Source organism: Saccharicrinis sp. 156 (assembly GCF_050589685.1).
Lineage (GTDB): Bacteria > Bacteroidota > Bacteroidia > Bacteroidales > Marinilabiliaceae > Saccharicrinis.
The window spans coordinates 149245-168827 of record NZ_JBNGOS010000012.1 but is presented as its reverse complement, the minus strand read 5'-3'; the positions used below and the strand labels follow the sequence as shown (position 1 = coordinate 168827).

The following is a 19583-nucleotide window of genomic DNA, read 5'->3' as shown; positions in this document are numbered from 1 at the left end:
GTTTTTGTAGACTAACGTAAGCTGAAACAAATTTATCAAGGAAAATATTCATCTATACGCTCCCCTCAAAGGTTAAAAAGGGAAATCGGGCAACACATCCTGACCAGGTAAAAGCGGCAAGCTTTCTTCCTTATCTGAAATAATACTATTTACCTGGAAAAAGTATTGACTTTCAGGCTTCTTATTTATTTCAGCCAATTCCTTTAAGTCATACGGATATACCTCACTGTTTTCCTCTCCATTGGCCTCTGCAATTATATACCAACCATCAAACCCGCACAACTGGGGCCGCAAAATGGATGAATCACATAGGCTGAAGTAAACTTCATTCCTTCATTGGCTAACTGATCCAAGGCAGGTGTTTTTATATCTGTTGATCCATTGAAACCAACATCAGCGTAACCTAAGTCATCACACATAACAACCACAATATTTGGTCGTGGAGCTTGTGCTTTATCAGTTTTTGTTGAACAAGCTATGAAAGACAACAACAAAATAAGGGCTCCTGCGCATGTGTATAATCTCATTTTCATTTTTTTTTATCGTACAACACGACCTGATCCGGATCCACCCATTAAGGCTTCTACTTCAGAACGTGATGAATAATTAAAGTCACCATTAATGGAATGACATAAGCAGGAGGCTGCCACGGCAAATCGAATCGCTTGATCTGGTTTTGACAATTCAGGCGTATTCAAAGCAAAAACTAAACCAGCGCCAAAAGAATCACCACCACCAACACGATCAACTATGGCCTTTATTTCGTAAGGCATGTATTCCCCTTGCTCATTTAAAGGCGCAAAATGAGCCGTATCTGATGCTGCATCATACAGCATGGCTCCCCAATTATTATGAGTGGCAGATAGACTCTCACGTAAGGTGATTGCCACTTTCTTTACATTCGGAAATTGCTTTACAACTTCTTTAGCCACATCAACATACTTATCAATATCCAACTGACCACCTTCAATATCTGTATCGCCGGCAGATATTCCCAATACATCGTGTGCATCCTCCTCATTGGCAATTACTACATCCACATATGGAAGAATGGCACGCATTGTTTTTTCAGCCAATATACTTGGCGATGTGCCATTTTGCCACTGCCAAAGCTTCTTTCTGAAATTTAAATCGCATGACACCGTTAAGCCTTTTTCTTTTGCAGTTCGAACAGCAACCTCTGTGGCATGCGCACAAACTTCGGACAAAGCAGGTGTAATACCAGTAGTATGCAACCAGGCTCCATCTTTCAGCAATTCACACCAGTCGTAGGCTTCGCCTTTTGTCATGGATACCGCAGAATAGTCTCGATCATACATTACACGACTTGGACGCTGATTGGCACCTCGCTCCACAAAGTATAAGCCAAAACGACCATAATCTGTCAATTTAATTCCTGTAGTATCTACGTCAATTCCTTTTAGTACTTGTAAACAGGCCTCAGTCATTTCGTTATTTGGTAAAGCGGTTACAAAACGTACTTTGCCCCCTAGCATAGCAATTGAAGAAGCCACATTAGCTTCAGCTCCTGCAAATGTCATATCTAACTTCCCCGGCATACTCTGACGAAAGCGCTGAAAATTTTCAGGACATATACGCCCCATTATTTCTCCGAATGTTATAATTCTTTTCATGATTTTACCTTCTAGCTACCAGTTGTTAGTATTTAGCAACTGGTAGATTTGTTATTTATTACGAATCTCCTTAATTAAAGTGTGTATTTCTCTGGCATTACGTGTAATGAGTTCCCAGTTTTCATCGAGTATCATTTTGCGCTTTGCAATCCAGGAGCCACCAATGGCAGTTATTAATGGCGATTCCAAATAAGTTCGGGCATTCTCCATATTACATCCTCCTAAGGGAATAAATTTAAGATCAAGGTATTGATAAGGTGCCACCATGCTTTCCAGGTGTGCCATTCCTCCAGAAGTTTCAGCAGGAAAAAGTTTTAAAACCCGACAGCCTTCATGGATTGCCATTTCAATATCAGTTGGTGTCATTATACCCGGAGCAAAATCTAAGCCTTGCTTTCGAGCCTCCGCTATTACATTAGGATTACATCCCGGTGCTACAGCAAAATCTGCACCAGCATCTACAACTGTTTTAACCTGCTCGGTAGACAAAACAGTTCCAAAACCAAGCGTCATTTCAGGCACTTCTTTTTTGATTGCCTTAGCAGCTTCTATAGCAACAGGTGTGCGTAGCGTTAATTCAATGGCATCGACACCTCCGGCCAATAAGGCCTTTGCCAAAGGCACAGCATGTTTTACATGGTCTACCACCAACACTGCCATTACACCGGCGTCATCAATTCGTTTAATCATTTCAGGCCTCATAGCCTGCTTATCAAATGTGTACATTTTATAGAATCAAGTAGTGAGTAGCAAGTAACGAGATGATTTACATGATGTATAATTCTTGTATCTTGATACTTAAATCTTTTTTTTACAATGCTGTTGAAATACGTTTCTTAACCAGGTAATCATTAAGTGCCAGGTATGAGCAATCGTGCCCAATTCCACTTTCTTTTATACCGCCATGGGGAAGATAGATGGCATACTTAACACCATTCACCTGCACCTCACCAAACATGAGTTCTTCTGATACTTTTCGAATGACTGATTGATCATTAGAAAATAAATAGGATGCTAAACCATATTCGGTATCATTACCTAATTCAATCGCTTCTTCTACTGTAACGTACTTCATCATAGCAGCAACAGGTCCGAAAATTTCTTCACGAAAACAACGGCTATCGCATTTAATACCAGAAAGTATGGTTGGCTCAACGTAAAAACCTTTATCAAAGCCTTCAGGAACTTTACCGCCCATTACCAAATCTACTCCAGATGCCACATCATCGGCCACCATTTTCAATACCCGTTCCTGATCATGTTTGGTCACCAATGGTCCCATATCTGGCTTTTCTTCAATACCAAAACCTATTTTAAGTGCCTTGGTTTTCTCTTTAAAGGTATTTAAAAAAGTATCATAAACCTCTTCATGAACTAGAAAACGATTAGGGGATACACATATCTGACCTGAATTTCCATATTTTAAGGCGACTCCCAATGTTGCGGCCAATTCTAAATCAGCATCCTTATGCACAATAAATGGCGCATTACCTCCAAGCTCAAGGCTAACATGTTTAACGGTTGTAGCCGAATCTGCAATAACTCGTTTACCAGAAGCAGACGAACCAATCATGGTGAGCACTTTAGGTATCGGACTTTTGGTCATGGTAGTGGCAACCTCGCTTACCGGCCCGCTAATTACATTTATAACACCTGCCGGGAAATTGATACTTTCAGCAATTTCACCAACCAAATAGGCTGAAATAGGCGATAATTCAGAAGGCTTAATAACAATAGAACAACCTGCTGCTAATGCAGGCCCAATTTTATAGCCTACATTTAGTAAAGGAAAATTCCAGGCTAAATAAGCTACTGCAACACCCACAGGTAAATTTACTATTTGGTGATGATGTGTATTTTCCGAATCAGGAATAATTTCATCGTGCATATTTTTCATGGCTTGCGGGTAAAATTATAATCCATCAGCCAGTAATCCCACATCTTCAGCAGCGACTTCATAGGTTTTACCCATTTCATATACCACGGCATTTCTCAGTTCATCTTCACGTTTCAATATTTCGGCGCGAAGTTTCATCATCCGTTCGGTACGTTCTTTAAGTGGCATCTATGACCATACCTTAAAACCCTTCTGGGCTTCAATTAAAGCCAATTCAGCGTCTTCTTTTTGGGCATAAGCAATGGAACCAACAGCTTCCTCAAGTGCAGGATTAATGATATCCTTTTGGACTCCTGAGATGGCATCAACTAATTTACCACCAATATACATTTTTTTATAACCGAAATTCATATGATAAAATTTTTAATATTTACTTACAAAATCTCTTAAGTGCATCTTCATCAATACCAACCCCTAAACCGGGTTTATCCGAAACCTTGATTTCTCCATTCTTAACCTCAAAATCAGGAATGGTTACCTTATCTCTAAGCTCATTATCTGTTCGATCATGTTCCATCCAGAAATTTGAATTGAACATACGGCCAGGCACATTATCCAAGTTACTAATAAAATGCATGGCAGCCGAAATAGCAATGTATGTTCCCCAGCTGTGATGCACTATTTCTTTGCCATAGGTTGAAGTTAGAGCTGAAATCTTTTTCACCTCTGTTAATCCGCTACAAGCAGCAATATCAGGCTGCGCTATGTCCACAGCATTTGTTCGAAGCAGGGGATGAAATCCACATCTTAAATATTCACATTCTCCTCCGGCTATTGGAATTATTATGGCATTTCGTAATTCTGCATATTGATTATAAAACTCCGGAGAAACAGGTGGCTCAAACCAGCCGATATCATACTCCTCAATGGACTTTGAAAGTTTTATGGCTTCGCGCAAATTATAAGCATGATTAGAATCTACCATCAGTTCCATATCATCACCAATTGCTTTCCTTACCTCACGTACCATCTCAATATCCTATTCAATGGTCATGCCTACCTTCATCTCAACAGCCTTATATCCTAATTCTTTGTACTCAATAACTTCATATGCCAAAGCCTGAGTTAAATTTTTTTCTTCTCTGAAATATAAACCTGTTGCATAAGGCGTGATTATGTCTCGTTTTTTACCTCCCAGCAATTGATGTACCGGCACATTTAAAATCTTTCCTTTAGCATCCCACACAGCCATATCAATAGCACTTGTGGCGGCTACCAATATACCTCGGCGAGCATAATCCAAAGAACGGCGATACATTACATCCCCAATAGTCTCATTATCTAATGGATTCATACCTATTACATATTGCGACAATAACTTTACGCCAGCGGCCAGAACATCAGCTGGCCCGTATCCTTCTCCCTATCCTACTATACCTTCGTCAGTGGTTAACTTCACCAAAGATATTTTTCGCTCACTATATGACCATTGAGAAAAATAAAATGGCTTATCCAACTTATCATTTAATACAAAGATCTCTAAATATTTTATTTTCATTTTTTCCAGTAGCAAGTTCATCACTTATTTAACTAGCCAACCGTGTTAGAATATCCAATTATGATCATTCCTATACAAATGACGACTACGCCAAACATTAACCAGCCAAACGGTTTTGTAGCACCTGTCCACTCTTTATTGAAGTAAGCCCAAACATTACTAACAATCAAGCCTCCACCCATAAGAATTGGCCAGCCTATTGCCGAGCCCATATTACCCATTAGAGTAGCTCCCTGTTCGTATACACCCAGGGCACCAAACCAACATAGAGCAGCTACAATAGACCACATGTATGCTTTGCCCGATTTTGACTTTTTAAATGAATTCCAACTTTTGTGTTTAAACAATAAAAAGATAGCATACATGGCATTTAAAATAAATGCGCCCCACAGAACAACCACCCAAATTGCTAAGCTACTATTGCGTGCTGTTGCTCCGGCTTCCTGTGCATAATATCCAATACCACTACCTTCTGCAAAACCTGCATCAAAACCAATTCCCGGAAAAGCCGAAAAGAACCCACTCAAAACAGCAATTATAAGACCTGCTTTAAGATTTATCTTTTTACCTTCTTGTTCGTTGCTTTGTTTGTCGCGTAAGATACCTGCATAAGCAGTTAAAGCTACACCTATTACCATTACAATAACGCCTCCCAATACATACGGAGAGCAGCCGCATTAGGATCATCTTTCATAAAATATGGTATAAGACTACCTGCTGCAGCACATAAGCCTAGCACAATACCATAGGTTAATGACATGCCAATATATGGAGCACTTTTACCAAACATGATACCTCCTATACCCCACACTGCTCCAAATATCATGGCCATGATTTTAATATCAACAGGAGCCTGAGCAATGCTACAAAATAGGTCAGGCACTACTATTAATGCCCATGCTGTTGGCAATATAATCATTGCAAACAACGAGTGGACTAACCACCAGGCTTCCCACTTAAGTGATGCCATAAACTTCATTCCAAGACCGAATGAGCCCTGAAAAAGGGTCGCAAATAATACCAATGCTAAAGGTAAAAATTCAAATTCCATGCTTATATACTTTTGATTAATACAAGGAAATGACATGTATCACTGAATTAATTTGCTGATTTTACCTAGTACTTACATTATTTTACCCCACATTAGTTAGAATTAAAAATGATCAAAAAAAATTAGGCACCTGTACAAATTCATACAAGTGCCTCCATTGATTTTATTTAATTGAGTTTTATTTCAACTCAAGCTTTTGTGTTTTAGTGTAATCTGCCCCTCTTAATTCGATAAAAGCATCCATTAGCTCTTTAAGTTTCTCAGGATTTTCGCTAGCCAGATTGTATTGTTGAGCGATATCCTCTTTTAAATTGTATAGCAATGGTTCAGGGCTATTCCCTACCTCAATATTAACATGTTTATTGAGTGCTTTCCCTTTGTATGCAGGTATCATTAACCAATCTCCCTTGCGAAGTGCGGTACGTGTTGTGGCTTCGATTATTAGACTGTCACGTCCTTCATCACTTATACCTAAGAATACATCTAAAAGCTCCTTACTATCTGTTGAGTTTTCTTCAGTAACTACCAATTTGGCCAACACTACCATAAAAAATGCACGTTACGATGAAGTAATGCTCTATTTCGAGAAGGTAAATAAAGCTCGTAACCACCCGGGCTTTACCTTTCTGTTTCATTACAATGCGTATCGGCATGAGTCAAAAAAGCTTTATGGTTATACCCAGTTTATGGAGCATTATAACCATAAGCACCCAAAGACAAAGGGCTCGATGAAGATAGAGCATATAGCAGGCTATGAGGTCTTTATTGATTATGCAGGGAAGAAGCTACATATTACCGATAAAGAGACCGGAGAACCAATCCCGGCAGAGGTATTTGTTGCGATTTTACCAAACAGTCAATACACCTACATTGAAACCTCATATAGTCAAAAATGGAAAAATATGATAACAAGCAGGTTATGCCCTGGCGTATTATGGCGGCGTTCCCAAGGCCATTGTATCGGACAAACTCAAAATCGGCAGTAACCACAGCCATTAAATACGAACTAGACATCAATAGGTCATTTAAAGACTTTGCGCGCCATTACAACTGCTTTATTACCACTACCCGAAGCTATGCACCAAGACAAGGCATTGGTCGAAAATGCTGTCCAATTAGCCTATCAACGCATTTATTATTCCCTTAAGGGAGATGACTTTCTTTTCGCTGGACGAGCTCAATCAGGAAATTAAAAAATTGCTTCTCGATTACAATAATCGCCTTCTCACACGCAAAGGCGCAAGCAGAAAGGAACTCTTCCAATCAGTTGAGCGAAGCTACTTAAAACCGCTTCCGTCATCGGGTTACGAACTTAAAGATTATCGCAGAGCCAAGGTGCAAAAAATGGGTTATGCGTATTTCTCACCTGATAAGAACTATTACAATGTGCCTTATCGATATATCGCAAAATCAACCCAGATTCATTATACAAAATCAACTGCGGAGGTCTTATATAATCATGAACGAATAGCATCCCATCAACGCAATCCTGCGATGGGTATATACATTATCAATAAAGATCATCTGAGTAGCACGCACAAGGCATATACAGAATGGAGTCCTGCCTATTTTGAGAAGAAGGCTGCTATAGGACAAGAATTAATCGCTTTAACTGTTTTTTTCCAATAATGCCATCTAATTTAAGGTCGTAATTAAAGAAGCGGTTCAATACTTTCTGCACGCCACAGCTACCCCAGCAACCACTATTTACATACCAGTCAAAAATAATTTCCTGCAATGAGCCGGAGACAACGTAGCCTATTTTGTATTTATCATAGATGTTTTATTGCAAAAAATATCTCCGAAAGGGAAATTTAACTAATCAAGAAGCTTGCATATTTCTCCACCTTTTTCTTCTTAGCTCATCTAGCTCGTATTCTATCTTGAGTTTTTCCATCTTTGATACTCGTTTTTACAAGGACAGGTTACAATTGCAATCTCCTGAATACCACCTGTATTATTAAAAATTGCATCGTGGAACTGACCACGATTAAAACCTATACTTTCCTCAATAAAATCAAAATTTATTATTTCTCCTACTCATGGTGTAAAAGGCAAAATCAACCTTACTGCCGATGTTTTACCATCGATATCAGCCATATATTTATTATTGGGGCTATTTGCAGTTTCATCAAATGGAATTACAAATAGCAATTTCATGTACAAAGTTTTGAATTTGAAAAGGTTTCTCTCTTAAAACATCCCCCTCATAGTATATTGAAAATAAAATTTGATTTACCTTAACCCTAGTAATTGACAGTTCATCAGCTATCATTTGATTTGTTGGCAGCGATGGGAAGTTTAAGCCATAAAAAGAAAATATAACATCTCTAACATAGTAATCTACAGGATATATAAATATAGGTATTTCTTCAAAATATGTAGTTTATGTCGTATCTTTAAATAAGTCATTTGAAATATGTGTTAAAGCTATAACGGGTTGAAGATTTACATTAAAAATATGGTTTGTATTCGCTGCCAGATGGTAGTAAAATCGGAGCTTGAAAAACTAGGTCTTCAATATGTTGATGTAAAAATTGGAGAGGCGAATATTATTGGTGAATTATCGCGGGAACAAATTAAACAATTAGATAAAGCGTTGAGAAAATCCGGGCTCCTTGTGATGGATGATAAAAAAAGCATTCTGGTTGAAAAAATAAAAAATACTATTATTGAATTAGTACATTATACTGATGATCAAATAAAAGTAAACTTATCTGATTATTTAAGTAAAAGGCTTAATCACAACTATACTTATTTAGCTAACCTATTCTCGGAAGTTAAGGGAATAACTATTGAAAAATTTTACCTGACTCATAAAATTGAAAAAGTGAAAGAACTCATTGTTTATAACGAACTTAACCTTACCGAAATAGCTTATAAAATGCACTATAGTAGTGTGGCACACTTGTCAAATCAATTTAAAAAAATAACAGGTCTCACTCCATCTCGCTTCAAAATAATGAAAAACAAAAGACGTGACACGCTTGAAGATGTGAATGATGTAAATATTTTATAGAATAATATAACAGTATTTAAGCGGTATGTCACGAACTTTGCTATCAACTTTTAAGCTATACCCAGATATAGTTAAGTAACAGATAGTCATCATGAAAATATTATTACTTTACCCCCAATATCCTGATTCCTTCTGGAGTTTTAAACATGCACTCAAGTTTATTTCAAAGAAAGCAGCTGTTCCTCCCTTAGGATTGATTACAGTTTCAGCTTTACTACCTCAATCATGGCAGAAAAAGCTTATTGATATGAACGTAACTTTGCTAAAAGATGAATATATACTGTGGGCAGATTATGTTTTTATTAGTGCCATGTACATCCAAAAAGAATCGGTTAATAAGGTAATTAACAAATGTGAAAACCTAAATACACCAATGGTTGCTGGCGGCCCCCTTTTTACCCAGGAATACAAAAATTATCCGCAAATAGATTATTTCGTTCTGAATGAGGCTGAAATTACTTTACCTATTTTTATGACCGATTTATCCGCGGGGAAAGCTAAACGAGTATACAAAACCGATATGTATGCAAACCTTGATATGACGCCAATTCCAGATTATCATTTATTAGACATGAAGAAATACGCCTTCATGAACGTGCAAATTTCAAGAGGCTGTCCTTTTTCATGTGATTTTTGTGAAATAACAACTCTTTTGGGACATAAGGTTAGAATGAAATCCCCAAATCAATTCATTGAGGAACTCAACGCTCTATACAAGCTTAACTGGCGCGGGTCTGTCTCTATTGTTGATGATAATTTTATTGGCAATAAAAAAGAGATAAAGTCAGCCTACCTGCCTAAGCTAAAACAGTGGATGCGCAGTCACAAATATCCATTTGTTTTTAATATTCAAAGCTCCATTAATTTAGCTGACGATAAAGAAATGTTAGCCCTTATGGCTGAAACTGGTTTTACATCTACATTCATTGGTATAGAAACTCTTGATGAAGTATCGCTTAATCATTGTAATAAGGTTCAAAATGAAAATAGAGACCTACTTAAATCAGTTCAAGAAATACAAAAAGCAGGATTACAGGTTTCCGGAGGTTTTATTGTTGGATTCGACAGTGATACCCCCAGTATCTTTCAGCGACAAATTGACTTCATTCAAAAAAGTGGTATTGTTTCCGCAATGGTCGGTTTATTAAATGCCCCTAAAAACACACTTCTGTATCAACGTCTGTGCGCAGAAAACAGATTAACAAAAGAATCAACAGGAAACAATACCGATTCATCAATGAATTTTATACCAAAGATGGACTACGATGAATTAATGTTGGGGTATAAAAAAATTATTCATTCCATTTATGCATCTAAACCCTATTACCAAAGAGTAAGGCAATTATTTTTAAACTATAAGCACAGTTATAACAAACAAAAAGAAATCAATTTTTCCCTTTTTGGCGCTTTCCTTAAATCTGTTTATGTTATTGGTATAGTTAATAAGGGAAGAATGGAGTATTGGAAGCTGTTGGTATGGACTTTAGTTAAAAGACCTAAACTATTCATAGAAGCAATTACATTTGCAGTTTATGGCTATCACTTTCGAATCGTTTATGGACTATAATTTATCAATGATGACCGACAAAAGCACGCTCCAATTGCCTTAGCTGCAGACGAAAAACAATTTGCACCGCCGCTGACATGAAAAAGTTAACAATCCGTGCTCTTCGCCATAAGAAAAGAACCTGCCTGCCGGCCAGGCAGGCCCACTGCGTTCAAACAGCTTTTACTTCTATTGATTTTTGCTCCGTTTGGTAATACCTAAGCAAGCTTAACATTACACTCACTTATCGCAAAAATTATTTCTTAACCCTTTTTGCAGGGTAAGGCTCGTAAGTATTTGTATTTTAGTCAAATCAATTTTCAAAGTTTCGACAGGTAGGACTACGGATTTTTGTTTTTCTATTTCATGCTTTCTTTTTTGTTGAATATTAAGCTGTTAACGGTAAATATTTTGATTGATTTATAAGATCACAAAAAATATTTAAAAAATACATGTTTTATAACATACCAGGTAGGTCTACATTTCAAAACACTAAAACACAAAAAAATAAATCTATTGAATTTCAACGCAATAGAAAATGCGTTGGCGAAATCTGTTGATAAATACATAGGTTATCAACAGATTTTTTTGTTTTCGAGGGCGGATCTACGCAATGTGGGTTAACGCTTTGATTTAAACTTGCTCTTCTACCCAATAAATATCTCTGTTTCAAAAATGTGTGAATGATGTAAATTAAACATTCAATTGTATAATACATTAGCCTTTATAATGAGATACCTTTAATACAAAATAGGTACCTATGCATACTCCTGAAATCGAAAAAGCGAAATCTCACATTTTAATTGAAATGATTGAATATATTTCAAATTCAGTCGTGAGCAAAACAATACTCCGAAGAACAACCGGAAATGTAAATGTGGTTGCTATTGATACTGGCGAAGCATTGGCCGAAAAAACATCTCCGTTTGATACGTTTATTCAAATTATCGAAGGTACTGCAGAGATTATTATCGACAAAAAGTCAAATAGGCTTAATACGGGTGAGGGTATAATAATTCCTGCCCATACCTCTAATAATATTAAAGCGAAAGAAAGGTTTAAAATGATTTCAACTGTAATTAAAAGCGGTTATGAATCCGTTTCTATTTGAAAAAGAAGACGCATCCAATATGACAGAATGATTAAATCGTATAGTGCTTAAATGGTGATTGCCTAATACAAACATGAGTTTTAGCATATTAGGAACATCTGGGATTATTGAATTTTCTTCGAAGTCCTTTGTGGCCATTGAAAGATAAATTTTAAATGCATGAAAGAGAAGAATACCATAGCAGCATCTGAAAATTCAAAAGTATTCCAGCTTAAAAAAAACCATCAGCAAAAACAGAACGAACTGATAGCCGGGAATAAAAAGCTTTTAGCAATAATTGGTCATGATTTAAAAAATCAAATGAGCACCATTATTAGCTTTTTGAGTCTTTTAAAAGAAGAAGTCTTGGATCTGGATAAAAGCACAATTAAGCAATACATTACTTTCTCTTTACAAGCTGCTGACAATACATTTTTTATGCTTGACAACCTTCTTGAATGGGCTAATTCTAAAAACATTAGTAAGTCGTATCAACCTGAATATTTTGTTTTTAATGAGATTTTAGCCAACGAAATTAAGAACGTTAAATTATTTGCCTCGCAAAAACATGTTGGTATAATCTCAACCGTTTCTGAAGCAGACAAGATTTATGCTGATAAAAACATGGTAAAAAGCATACTGCGTAACCTGATGAACAATGCCATCAAATATTCTTTTGAACATGGGGATATTGATATAATGTCAAAAAGGGAACATGGATTCCTAGAGGTTACCATAAAAGACTATGGAGTTGGTATCGATGAAAAACTAGTCAACACCTTATCTAGCTCCAAAAACAGTATATCGTCGCTGGGCACCAATGGAGAGGCAGGCACCGGGTTTGGTCTAATGCTTTGCAAAGAGTTTATCGGCCTTCATATGGGAAAAATGGGGATAGCCACTCATATGAACCAAGGTAGTGAAATAAAATTCACCCTACCCTTATCCCCACATTAAATATATACTTTAATAATGCCAATCAAGGGTTGAAATTGAAGTAAAAAAAGTAACCTAAAAGTCTGAAAACCAGCATCTTTAATTTGTTTAAATCCTTGAAAATCAGTATCTTAGAGTTGTTTTCGAAGCGACTTTTAGATATGATTCTCAAGGATAAGGACCACAATTTAATAAGAATATACGATTTAGTCTGTGACTATTTTCAAGAATTGCAATATTACTGTGAACGTTTCAGTAATAACAACAAACCAGAGTTTACCGACCAGGAGGTAATGACAATATACCTTTTCGGAATCCAATATCAGGGGTATACAAAAACAAAGCACATCCATAAGTTTGCTGTGGATTACCTGTTGGATTGGTTTCCCAAGCTTGGTTCCTATCAGGCATTCAACAACCGGTTAAACCGGTTGGATGGGGCGTTTACAAGGCTGTCGGAGCTGCTGGTTAGGGATTTTCAGCCGTCCGATTGTATTATCGATCAAAACTTGCTTGATTCCATGCCTATCATTACATGTTCGGGCAAGCGCAACGGGAAAGTAGCCAGGGAAATAACCGACAAAGGGTATTGCTCTACAAAAGGGATGTACTATTATGGTATGAAGTTGCACATGTTGGGGTTCAGAAGGGAAGGGACTTTGCCGTTCCCGGAACAAATACTCTATACCCCTGCGTCGGTAAACGACATTAGTGTCTATAAAGAAGCTTGGTCAGAGATTTATGACCGGACTTTCTTTGGTGACAAAATTTATATGAATCACGAATTTAACGAACAAATGAAAATAAGTTTTAATTCAGAAATGCTCACGCCCGTAAAGGCAGTAAAAGGTATGCCCGATATTATTAAACAAAGAATCAAAGCTGCAGATGATTTGTTTTCAACTGCTGTTTCCAGGGTTAGACAGCCTATTGAAGCCATGTTCTCTTGGCTTATTGAGAAAACGGATATCCAGCGGGCCAGTAAGGTCAGGTCTACCAAAGGCCTTATAGTACATGCCTTTGGTAAATTATCTGCCGCATTTCTAAACTATGCTTTTTAACCCTTGATTCGAATTAATAATTAATACATACATTATGTCAAAAGATAGAGAAGGTAAAAAAAACAGCAAAAAGGCTCCTCAAAAAAACCTAAAGCAGAAACGCGCTGCCAAGGAAGCTAAACGTGCAGAAAAAATGAAAAAAAGCGAGGTGCTGTAATTGTAATAATAGCACTATTAACTGCAACAGTCATGGCTAAGTAAATCATTAACCATGCCTGTTGCCATTATAACTACCTGGGTATTTGTTTTTACGCTAAAAAAACCACTGAGAAACACTATAACTCAGAAGGACAACTACATAGATTCAGCCCCACAGACTCCATATTTAACAAACATGACGCTTGTGTTATGATACTAATTTTTTAAAAGATATGAAAATTGCATTTATAGGCACCTACCCACCGCGCGAATGTGGTATTGGTGCATTTACTCACGACCTGTTTAATTCGGTTGTAAACAATAGTATAAAACCTGAATTATCAAACGAAGGATTTGTAGTGGCCATGAACGATTTTACAAACACCTACAAATACCCCGATGAGGTTAAACAGATCATTAGGCAAGAACGTCAGGAGGATTATTTACAAGCTGCAAAATTCATCAATCATAGTGGTGCTGATGCTTGTGTGCTAGAACATGAATTCGGTATATTTGGGGGACAAAGTGGAGTATACATACTACCCTTATTACATCGATTGGAAATTCCTTTGGTTGTTACACTCCATACCATTTTAAAAACGCCAAGTTATAATGAAAGAGCGATTTTAGCCGCCATATGTAAGATGGCTCAAAAAATTGTGGTAATGAGCCATAAAGCTATCGAATTTTTAATCCATATTTACGATGTTCCTGCAGAGAAAATTGAATTTATAGATCATGGCGTACCCGATATAAAATATAACGCAAAGCAATCAAAAAAGGAGTTAAAACTCGAAAATAAAAAAATGCTGATGACCTTTGGTTTTGTGGGGCGTAACAAAGGTATTGAAACAGTTATAAAGGCGTTATCTGCTATAATTGAAAAGCATCCAGATGTTGTTTACATGATTTTGGGAAAAACCCACCCTAATGTATTCAGGTATTCCGGCGAAGAATATCGCATATATTTAATGCGTCTTATTAAAAGTCTTCATTTAGAAAAACATGTGGTGTTTTTAAATGATTTTTTAGATGTTAAAGATCTTTTTAAATACTTATCTGCGGCCGATATTTATATAACACCTTATACAAACAAAGCCCAGATTACCAGCGGAACGCTTTCCTATGCTGTAGGTGTTGGATCGGCTGTTGTTTCAACCCCCTATTGGCATGCCGAAGAATTATTGGCCAATGGCAGAGGCAAGCTCTTTGATTTCAACGACTCGGAAGATTTATCTGTCATAATAAAAGATCTTCTTGACCATCCTGCCAAACTCAACAAGCTTAAAAGAAAGGCGCTGGAGTATGGAGAAAGTATTACATGGCCTTTAACAGGTTTAAAATACATTGTTCTTTTAGAAAAAGTAGCTGAACAAGGTGCAAACGAAATTAAAAAAAAGGATACCATATTAGACCTGCTAATTATGCCACCCTTTTCTCTTGCTCATATTAATCGATTAACGGATGATACCGGAATAATACAACACGCAAAATTTGGTATCCCAAACCTAAAAGAAGGTTATTGTTTAGATGATAATGCACGGGCTTTGTTAATGGTGTTAATGTGTTATCGCCAAATAAAGGATGAACGTGCCCTGGAATTATCCCCTATTTATATAAGCTATATTCATTACATGCAAAACAACGATGGAACTTTCAAAAACTTTTTAAGTTTCAATCGAAATTATTTAGACGAAGTAGGTTCTGAGGATTCATTTGGACGCACCATTTGGGCATTGGGTTATCTGATGGCCAATGCGCCCAATGACGCCTATTACCAAACAGGACGGGAAATATTTTATAATGCCATCCCTCATTTCAACAAATTAACATCTATCCGAAGCATAGCAAATACTATCATTGGATTGTGCTATTACCTTAAAACAAGCCCTGGCGATGATTCTATGACCGAAAGGCTTAGAACGATGACGCACAAGCTCATTACGCACTACGAACAAAATGATTCAAAAAATTGGCATTGGTTCGAGTCGTTACTTGCATATGATAATGGAATTTTGCCTTTATCACTTTTACATGCTTCTAAATTTTTAAATGACGATAGCGTATTAAAGGTAGCCATTAATAGCATTGATTTTTTGACGTCACATACCCTTAAAGATAACTACCTGTCTGTTATAGGTAACGAAAAATGGTATAAAAAAGATGAGCAACGTTCCGTTTATGCACAGCAACCCGTTGATGCAATGGCCATGGTCTTAATGTATCATCAGGCGTTCTTAGTTACTAAAAATAAAGAATACATTAAAAACCTATATACTTCATTTTTATGGTTTTTAGGAGAAAATGACCTTAGAATGAGTTTATATGATTTTGAAACCAATGGCTGTTGCGATGGATTTGAAAGTTATGGAGTTAATCGCAACCAGGGTGCTGAAAGTTCATTGGCGTATCTCATTTCTCACTTAACGGTTTTACAAGCTCATGAAGAGTTACATAAACATGACGAATCTATTTCTTACGTCCAAAACAAGTTATTTGAAACTACAGATTCCGAATTATAAATAATCATGGTAATTGAACGATATAAAAACAACCCCATTCTTACTAAGGATGATGTCCCATATCCAGTGGCAACAGTGCATAATGCTGCTGTAGTAAAGCACCTGGGATTGTATATTATGATATTTCGATCCCACAAGCTCAACGGAAGAAGTATTTTGGGAAAAGCCACCAGCACAGATGGGTATTGTTTTAAGGTAGAAGATGCACCCTTTATGGAACCTTCAGCTCAGGGTGAGCATAAAGAGTATGAAGCCTATGGCATTGAGGATCCGAGAATTGTTTTAATGGATAACGAATACTTGATTACCTACAGTGCATATTCAAAACATGGCGTGCGCATAGGATTGGCAAAAACAAAAGATTTTGAAACTGTTGAAAGGTTTACGTTTATAACCGAAGCTGATTATCGAAATGTGGTGATATTTCCAGAGAAAATTAACGGCCTTTACGCCAGACTGGATCGTCCACATTCAGAAATATCACCTTGGTCTATTTGGATATCCTATTCTCCCGATTTAAAATTCTGGGGCGAATCGAAACTTATAATGAAGCCCGTGCAATATCATTGGGATGAAATGAAAATAGGTCCCGGAGCAACGCCCATAAAAACGCCTCGAGGTTGGTTAAATATCTATCATGGAGTTTTTCCTACCATGGACGGAAGCGTATACCGCTTAGGTGCTGCATTACATGATTTAGGGGATCCATCCAAAATCATTGCCGTTGGTGATGAATGGATTTTGCAACCTGAAGAACAGTACGAGTTGGTAGGTTATGTGCATAATGTAGTATTCTGTTGTGGAGCAATACCTGAAGATGATGGAAGCGTGAAAATTTACTGGGGAGGTGCCGACACGGTAATGTGCGTAGGAACGGCTAATATTGAATCTTTGGTTGATCATTGTGTACAGAACAGCAGGCCTGCCATATAAATCAGAGTAAAGTGAACAATAAGATCATTAGACATTATACTTTGCACCTATCACTTGTTGAACGAAGGGAAATCGCGAAACCTTCAGTTTAATTTCCTAGGGAATACTAATTTAAAACACAAGAAACGACCATGGTAAAAGTTTTCGCACACGGGAAGATGATTATCTTTGGGTAGTGCCGCCTGGCCATAAAAATTAAAATACAAACAGATGAAAATCGCAATACTTGCACCTATAGCATGGCGGACACCTCCGTTAAAATATGGGCCTTGGGAACAGGTCGCTTCAAATATTACAGAAGGACTCGTTGATAAAGGTATGGATGTAACCTTATTTGCTACAGGAGATTCTAACACAAAGGGCAAATTGTCATCGGTTTGCGAACATGCATATGCCGAAGATACTACTATAGACCCTAAAGTAGCGGAGTGTTTGCACATTAGTCAATTAATGGAACAAGCAAATCAATTTGATATTATTCACAATAATTACGATTTCTTACCATTAAGCTATTCGCGCCTGATTAAAACACCCATAGTTACAACAATTCATGGTTTTTCCTCGCCAAAAATCATTCCGGTTTTTAAGAAATATAATAGCACCAGTCATTATGTTTCCATTAGCGATTCTAATCGTAACCCAGATCTTAATTACGAGGCCACCGTTTACAATGGGATAAACATTAACGAATTTATATTCAGCGGCGAGCCTGATGATTACTTGCTGTTTTTTGGAAGGATTCATCGTGATAAAGGTACTTACGAAGCCATTGAAATTGCGAAAAAAACCAAAAGAAAACTTGTCATATCCGGTTTTATACAAGATCAAGAATACTTTAACCAAAAAGTAAAACCATATATCAATGATGAAGATATAGTGTATGTGGGCAATTCCGGCCCAAAGCAACGCCTGAAGCTGTTAAGCCAGGCATGTGCCCTTTTACACCCCATTAGTTTTCAAGAACCATTTGGCTTGAGCGTGGTAGAAGCTATGGCTTGCGGTACGCCCGTTATAGCTTTCAATAAAGGCTCTATGCCCGAACTAATCCTTCATGAAAAAACAGGTTTTCTTGTTTCAAACATAGATCAAGCCATTGAAGCCATAAGTCACATTCAACATATCAACAGAAATGAATGTACAAAATGGGTAACATCTATGTTTAGCCGACAAAAAATGACAGAAGGCTACTTAAAGGTGTATCGTAAAATACTCCATGGAAATAATTGATAATCCAATATTGATATCAAACTGATGCTATACATCTAAATTATGCACTATCTGTTTTTGATAATCAGATAGAATATGATGAAATAATTTAACATTGCTTAAATATAAACAATACCTGATTATGTTATAAGGATTTAAGCCCCTTTTTTCTTTCTCAGCAATTAAATCCGTTTTAGATAAATACTTGACCAACGCATCATTCAACTCACTCTCAGTCATATACTTGTACACACCAAGCAATTCCTGAACAAATCCATCTACCTTAAATTCAACAAATTTATAGTCGGGAAAATATTTTAAAGCAATAAACAAAAAACTAAACACATCCAAGGGCTTATTTATCTCTACATCTGCCCCTTGCTGAATACGCTGATTAATTCTATTTTCTTCCAGGGCTATTTCTTCTTTTATATGAAGGAATTCATCATCAGCAATTTCAAACAATGCCGAAAGTCGGTTAATCCTTCTTTTAAGGCTATGTGGTATACTCTTTTTGTATTTTATTTTATGATCTAAAATACTCCAGGCATCCTGAATAATGGTTCGTATCTGTAATTCAAACTGTATTTTATAGTATTTGCCCTTATCTGAAACTCTGCTCCCATTCTTTTTTAACTTTAAATCCAGATGAAGACTTTTATAACCAAATTTATCCTCAGTTCTTTCAAGCAGCAAGGTTTTATCGGTAATATCTACCTCGTGAAATATTTTGTGTAGCCCTTTTCTTATTTTATCTACATCTTCCAGATAATAACAAATTACTCTTATACCTATAAAATCAGACAAATAGTCTAATATTTTGTATGTCGTATTATCCGAACTGATATTGGGTAAGTATTTTCTTTCAAATTTGGTGATACATTCTTGGTAATCCTTTACTCTTCCTGAAACGGACTCAACTCCTTCAATGGAGCCTATTTGATCTATTAGAAATTTTAATGCCGATTGGTAATATTCATTTTTAGCTTCATATTGCTCTTTAAACTCAATAATTTTATCTTCTAAAACATTCATATTTTGGTATTTGCAAT

Annotated in this window: 23 protein-coding genes and 1 pseudogene; 11 read left to right on the top strand and 13 right to left on the bottom strand. The window is 36.8% G+C overall.

Going from position 1 to position 19583, the window contains the following annotated elements; translation table 11 throughout:
• Window positions 1–72: 72 nt before the first annotated feature.
• The 12 genes and pseudogenes from ACRD64_RS09750 to ACRD64_RS09695 all read right to left on the bottom strand — a co-directional run bounded on the left by ACRD64_RS09750 (window position 73) and on the right by ACRD64_RS09695 (window position 6627).
• Complete coding sequence (locus ACRD64_RS09750; RefSeq protein WP_430933132.1) at window positions 73–282, bottom strand: hypothetical protein; 210 nt, start codon at window positions 280–282, stop codon at window positions 73–75.
• The gene (locus ACRD64_RS09745) at window positions 255–527 is read right to left on the bottom strand and encodes a sulfatase-like hydrolase/transferase (protein WP_430933131.1); all 273 of its coding nucleotides are present in this window, start codon (window positions 525–527) and stop codon (window positions 255–257) included. The genes ACRD64_RS09750 and ACRD64_RS09745 overlap by 28 nt, the downstream gene beginning before the upstream one ends.
• 12 nt (window positions 528–539) lie before the next feature.
• A complete protein-coding gene (locus ACRD64_RS09740; protein ID WP_430933130.1) occupies window positions 540–1634 on the bottom strand; it encodes a sugar kinase in 1095 nt (364 codons plus the stop codon).
• A gap of 51 nt (window positions 1635–1685) precedes the next feature.
• The gene (locus ACRD64_RS09735; RefSeq protein ID WP_430933129.1) at window positions 1686–2360 is read right to left on the bottom strand and encodes a bifunctional 4-hydroxy-2-oxoglutarate aldolase/2-dehydro-3-deoxy-phosphogluconate aldolase; all 675 of its coding nucleotides are present in this window, start codon (window positions 2358–2360) and stop codon (window positions 1686–1688) included.
• An 85-nt stretch (window positions 2361–2445) separates the two neighbouring features.
• A pseudogene (locus ACRD64_RS09730) lies at window positions 2446–3534 on the bottom strand (aldehyde dehydrogenase family protein); the annotation flags it as partial.
• A gap of 12 nt (window positions 3535–3546) precedes the next feature.
• On the bottom strand, window positions 3547–3672 hold the full coding sequence (locus ACRD64_RS09725) for a hypothetical protein (protein ID WP_430933128.1): 126 nt from the start codon (window positions 3670–3672) through the stop codon (window positions 3547–3549).
• A 27-nt stretch (window positions 3673–3699) separates the two neighbouring features.
• Window positions 3700–3882 carry a hypothetical protein gene (locus ACRD64_RS09720; protein ID WP_430933127.1) on the bottom strand — a complete coding sequence of 61 codons (183 nt, stop codon included), beginning with the start codon at window positions 3880–3882 and terminating at the stop codon, window positions 3700–3702.
• A 19-nt stretch (window positions 3883–3901) separates the two neighbouring features.
• Window positions 3902–4501 (bottom strand): mandelate racemase/muconate lactonizing enzyme family protein, encoded by a 600-nt coding sequence (locus tag ACRD64_RS09715; protein ID WP_430933126.1) that lies wholly within the window; start codon window positions 4499–4501, stop codon window positions 3902–3904.
• A 9-nt stretch (window positions 4502–4510) separates the two neighbouring features.
• Window positions 4511–4846 carry a hypothetical protein gene (locus ACRD64_RS09710; protein ID WP_430933125.1) on the bottom strand — a complete coding sequence of 112 codons (336 nt, stop codon included), beginning with the start codon at window positions 4844–4846 and terminating at the stop codon, window positions 4511–4513.
• 215 nt (window positions 4847–5061) lie between these two features.
• On the bottom strand, window positions 5062–5667 hold the full coding sequence (locus ACRD64_RS09705; protein ID WP_430933124.1) for a hypothetical protein: 606 nt from the start codon (window positions 5665–5667) through the stop codon (window positions 5062–5064).
• Window positions 5667–6080, bottom strand: coding sequence for an L-rhamnose/proton symporter RhaT (locus ACRD64_RS09700; RefSeq protein ID WP_430933123.1), 414 nt, complete (start codon window positions 6078–6080; stop codon window positions 5667–5669). Before ACRD64_RS09700 ends, ACRD64_RS09705 begins: the two co-directional genes overlap by 1 nt.
• Before the next feature lie 178 nt (window positions 6081–6258).
• Entirely contained in the window at window positions 6259–6627 is a 369-nt protein-coding gene (locus tag ACRD64_RS09695) for a hypothetical protein (protein WP_430933122.1), read from the bottom strand.
• Here ACRD64_RS09695 and ACRD64_RS09690 point away from each other — a divergent pair.
• From ACRD64_RS09690 to ACRD64_RS09640, 11 genes are all read left to right on the top strand, one after another.
• Window positions 6611–7066, top strand: coding sequence for a hypothetical protein (locus tag ACRD64_RS09690; protein ID WP_430933121.1), 456 nt, complete (start codon window positions 6611–6613; stop codon window positions 7064–7066). The genes ACRD64_RS09695 and ACRD64_RS09690 overlap by 17 nt on opposite strands.
• A 166-nt stretch (window positions 7067–7232) precedes the next feature.
• Window positions 7233–7709 (top strand): Mu transposase domain-containing protein, encoded by a 477-nt coding sequence (locus ACRD64_RS09685; RefSeq protein ID WP_430933120.1) that lies wholly within the window; start codon window positions 7233–7235, stop codon window positions 7707–7709.
• A gap of 853 nt (window positions 7710–8562) precedes the next feature.
• Window positions 8563–9099, top strand: a complete 537-nt coding sequence (locus ACRD64_RS09680) for a helix-turn-helix domain-containing protein (protein WP_430933119.1) — start codon at window positions 8563–8565, stop codon at window positions 9097–9099.
• 91 nt (window positions 9100–9190) lie between these two features.
• Window positions 9191–10666 (top strand): B12-binding domain-containing radical SAM protein, encoded by a 1476-nt coding sequence (locus ACRD64_RS09675; protein ID WP_430933118.1) that lies wholly within the window; start codon window positions 9191–9193, stop codon window positions 10664–10666.
• 739 nt (window positions 10667–11405) lie between these two features.
• A complete protein-coding gene (locus tag ACRD64_RS09670; protein ID WP_430933117.1) occupies window positions 11406–11756 on the top strand; it encodes a cupin domain-containing protein in 351 nt (116 codons plus the stop codon).
• A gap of 159 nt (window positions 11757–11915) precedes the next feature.
• A complete protein-coding gene (locus ACRD64_RS09665) occupies window positions 11916–12692 on the top strand; it encodes a sensor histidine kinase (protein ID WP_430933116.1) in 777 nt (258 codons plus the stop codon).
• Between the two features lie 95 nt (window positions 12693–12787).
• Entirely contained in the window at window positions 12788–13732 is a 945-nt protein-coding gene (locus ACRD64_RS09660) for a transposase (RefSeq protein WP_430933115.1), read from the top strand.
• A gap of 34 nt (window positions 13733–13766) precedes the next feature.
• Window positions 13767–13889: a hypothetical protein gene (locus ACRD64_RS09655; RefSeq protein WP_430933114.1), complete on the top strand. Its 123-nt coding sequence runs from the start codon at window positions 13767–13769 to the stop codon at window positions 13887–13889.
• A 214-nt stretch (window positions 13890–14103) separates the two neighbouring features.
• Window positions 14104–16392 (top strand): glycosyltransferase family 4 protein, encoded by a 2289-nt coding sequence (locus ACRD64_RS09650; RefSeq protein ID WP_430933113.1) that lies wholly within the window; start codon window positions 14104–14106, stop codon window positions 16390–16392.
• Window positions 16393–16398: 6 nt separating this feature from the next.
• Window positions 16399–17325: a glycoside hydrolase family 130 protein gene (locus ACRD64_RS09645; RefSeq protein ID WP_430933112.1), complete on the top strand. Its 927-nt coding sequence runs from the start codon at window positions 16399–16401 to the stop codon at window positions 17323–17325.
• Window positions 17326–17535: 210 nt separating this feature from the next.
• A complete protein-coding gene (locus ACRD64_RS09640) occupies window positions 17536–18552 on the top strand; it encodes a glycosyltransferase family 4 protein (protein WP_430933111.1) in 1017 nt (338 codons plus the stop codon).
• 27 nt (window positions 18553–18579) lie between these two features.
• On the opposite strand, the gene ACRD64_RS09635 is transcribed toward ACRD64_RS09640, so the two are convergent.
• Window positions 18580–19566, bottom strand: coding sequence for a GTP pyrophosphokinase (locus ACRD64_RS09635; RefSeq protein WP_430933110.1), 987 nt, complete (start codon window positions 19564–19566; stop codon window positions 18580–18582).
• Between the last annotated feature and the right edge of the window lie 17 nt (window positions 19567–19583).